This is a genomic window from Salinicola sp., from assembly GCF_982684285.1.
Genome location: NZ_CEXLVS010000348.1, coordinates 1 through 3,150, shown reverse-complemented (window position 1 = coordinate 3,150; position 3,150 = coordinate 1). Strand labels below are relative to the sequence as shown.

The following is a 3,150-nucleotide window of genomic DNA, read 5'->3' as shown; positions in this document are numbered from 1 at the left end:
CCAGACGATCGGCCACGGCTGGCGCGGGGAACACCCTCTGTTCCATCACCTTGCACGAAATGCACCCGGCGGCGCTGACGTCGACCATGACCGGGCGCCCCGCGGCGCGGGCCGAGGCCAGCGCCGCATCGAGCTGGTCGGGATCGTCGACGGTCTGGAAGGTGGGGCGCGCCACATCCGACGCCGTCCGTGCATCCGTTTCGGCCAGGGGGTGCAACGGATCGCCACCGCCTTGGGCCGCACCCCATATCATCGCCGTGCCCCACACCAGCAGCGCCCAGCCCGCCGCCTGGCGTGCCCGTGGCCAGCCGGCAGTGGTTCTCATGTCCAGTGCGCCGAGTGCCAGCGCGCATCCCAGCGTCAACGCGCCCCACAGCAGCAGGCCGACAGGGCCGGGCAGCAGGCGCTCGATCAGCCAGATGGCGACGCCGAGCAGCATCACGCCGAACACTGCCTTGACGCCCTGCATCCAGGCGCCGGTACGCGGCAACCACTGCCCACCAAAGGTGCCGACCAGAATCAGCGGCACGCCCATCCCCAGCGCGAGTGCCAGCAGCGCCAGGGCGCCGCCCAGCGTCTCGCCGGTGGTGGAGATGAACACCAGCGCGCCGGCCAGAGGCGCGGAGACGCACGGCGACACTACCAGTACCGACAGGGCGCCGGCCGCTGCCAGTCCCGCCGGGCCGCTACGCTGGAGCCGGTTCTGCCAGGCATCGATCCGCTGGCCGATCGCGCTGGGCAGGCGCAGGTCGAAAGCGCCGAACATCGCGATGGCGAACAGTGCGAACAGCAGCGCGAAGGGGATCAGGACCCAGCCCGACTGGAGCCGGGCCTGCAGATTGAGCGAGGCACCAAACATGCCCATCAGCGTGCCGAGCAGGGTGAATGTCGCGGCCATGCCGGCGACGTAGCTTGCCGACAGCGCCAGTGCGCGCCCCCGCCGGGCGTTCTGGCCCACGATGATGGCGGTCAGGATCGGCAGCATGGGGAGCACGCAGGGGGTGAAGGTCAGCCCCAGTCCGGCGAGGAAGAACAGACCCAGGGCGCTCCGGCCAATGCCGGCGTCGAGCAGTGACCGGAATTGGCCGTCGGCACCGGCACTGGAGAGCGTCGAGGACTCGCCGGCCGCAGCTATCGGGGCCGAGGTCGATTGGACGCCATCGGAGGCGCGGGCGGGGTTGGCGAGTGGCACGTCGCCGCCGGATGACGAAAAAGGATCGCCGGCATCCTGCCCGATCGGCGAAGCCTTGGCGTCACGGGTCGCGTCGGTATATGCCGCTGGCGGCGGGCCGGCCTTGGCCTCCAGCTTCCAGTGTTCGGGAGGGTAACAGAGTCCCGCATCGGCGCAGCCCTGGAAGGTGAGGGTGACGGGGATCGGGCGATGGGTATCGGCGGCGTCCTCGACTTTCGATAGCGGCGCGCTGATCTCGACCCGGTCGTGAAAGACATGCACGTCGCCCAGGTACGGATCGTGCTTGAACTCGCCCGGCGGCAGGTCGAGCGTACCCAGCGTCACGCCGGGTTGACGGCTCTCCAGCGCGAAACGGTGGCGATAGAGATAGTGGCCCGGTTCGTTGCGCATGCCGACGTAGACGCGTTCATCGTCATGCCAGGCGTACGCGTGAAATGCCTGGTCGACCGCAAGAAACTGCGCGTCGCTCTGGGCGAAGGGAGGCTGCCGTTCCCGTTGAAGGGCGTCGGCGTGGGCAGCGCCCAGCGGTGCCGACAGACAGCAGCAAAACATCAAAACCAACCAGTAGAAACGCGACATTCGCTAATGGGTATCCCGACGACGGTTGAGGCTTGGCCCTGGCGGGCGGGCAGTGGCGGCAGAGCCGCGTGAATCGATGCGTCTTTCGATCGCACGGGGGCGGAAAAGTGCCATCGACCGCGCCGCTGGACCCGGCCCGGCATGCAGCGAAAGGCGGGCTGCGCGTCACGGGGAGCATGATAGGATAGAGTCATATCGTCTCCCAACCCCGTTCAGGTCGGGCTAGCGCAGACGGCCTTTCTCGACATGTTTTCCAACCTCTCGAAATGACAAGGATCGTCCATGGCTCTATTGCGCAAGAAGAAGGCGCCACTGTCGCGCACCGAGGTTCTCGAAACGCCCCAGTACGGCTGGATCTGGAAGCCGCTGGTGGGGCTGGTCGTCATCTACCTGCTGGTCTGCATCGTTCTGGGTATCTGGTGGAGCTGGACGCCCGCGCCCACGGACCCGAAACAGGCAGTCGAGATGCAGCGAGGCTTCCCCCAGAGCGTCGACACCGGCGGAGAAGAGAAACCGATACCGCCGGGCGAAGCCCTGTTGGCCAGCAATATCTCGATTCTGGATACGCTGCTTCACAAGCCCGGCGGTTACCTGCGCAATGACGTCATGCCGCCGGGCCTGTGGCTCGACAACATGCCCAACTGGGAGGCGGGCGTCACTCGGCAGGTTCGCGACGCGGTCGCCATGCTGGGCGGCGCGCTGGCCGTGGGCAATGCGCCCTTGAGCCAGGCCAACGAGTCGCTTGGCGGCGATCTCGACAGCTGGCGCTGGCCGGCATCCGAGACCCTCCTGAAATCGGCGCGCAACAACCTGGGCGAAGCCTTCACCGCACTGGAGAACAGTGCCGGGCCGGGTGAGCCGACCCAGGACGCGGCCGCATCGACCGAGCCGCCGGCTGGGCCCGATGCCGCGGCGCTGGCCGAGTGGCTGGCCCAGGTCCAGCAGCGGTTGCAGACCCAGACCCGGCAACTGGCTGCCAATGTCGGCCAGTCGCCGAGTGGTGACCAGCAGACCGACAGCACGCCCTGGCTTCGAATCGACAACGTGTTCTTCGAGGCGCGTGGAACGACCTGGGCGCTGGCACAGCTGCTTCAGGCCGCCAGGCTCGACTATGCCGAGGTGATCGATGGCAGCGGTGCCGGTGACGATTTCGACCAGCTCATCGCGGAGCTGAAGAGCTCCCAGGCCCGCGTCTGGAGTCCGGTCATTCTCAACGGCTCCGGGTTTGGACTGTTCGCCAACCATTCGCTGATGATGGCCAACTACACGGTACGGGCGTCCCAACTGGTCGAGAAGATCCGCAGCCAGCTCTGATCGCCGGGTCTCGGAGCCTGCGCCACAACGTCAAACGCCGCTCCGGCATCGATGCCGGAGCGGCG

Annotated in this window: 2 protein-coding genes; one reads left to right on the top strand and one right to left on the bottom strand. The window is 67.5% G+C overall.

The window, feature by feature from the left end:
- Positions 1-1,771 (bottom strand): protein-disulfide reductase DsbD (gene dsbD, locus AC3AYF_RS19575; protein WP_487780227.1); only part of this gene is annotated, 1,771 nt, incomplete at its 3' end.
- Between the two features lie 282 nt (positions 1,772-2,053).
- On the opposite strand from dsbD, the gene AC3AYF_RS19570 reads away from it, so the two are divergent.
- Positions 2,054-3,085 carry a DUF2333 family protein gene (locus AC3AYF_RS19570; protein WP_295037114.1) on the top strand — a complete coding sequence of 344 codons (1,032 nt, stop codon included), beginning with the start codon at positions 2,054-2,056 and terminating at the stop codon, positions 3,083-3,085.
- Positions 3,086-3,150: the final 65 nt, after the last annotated feature.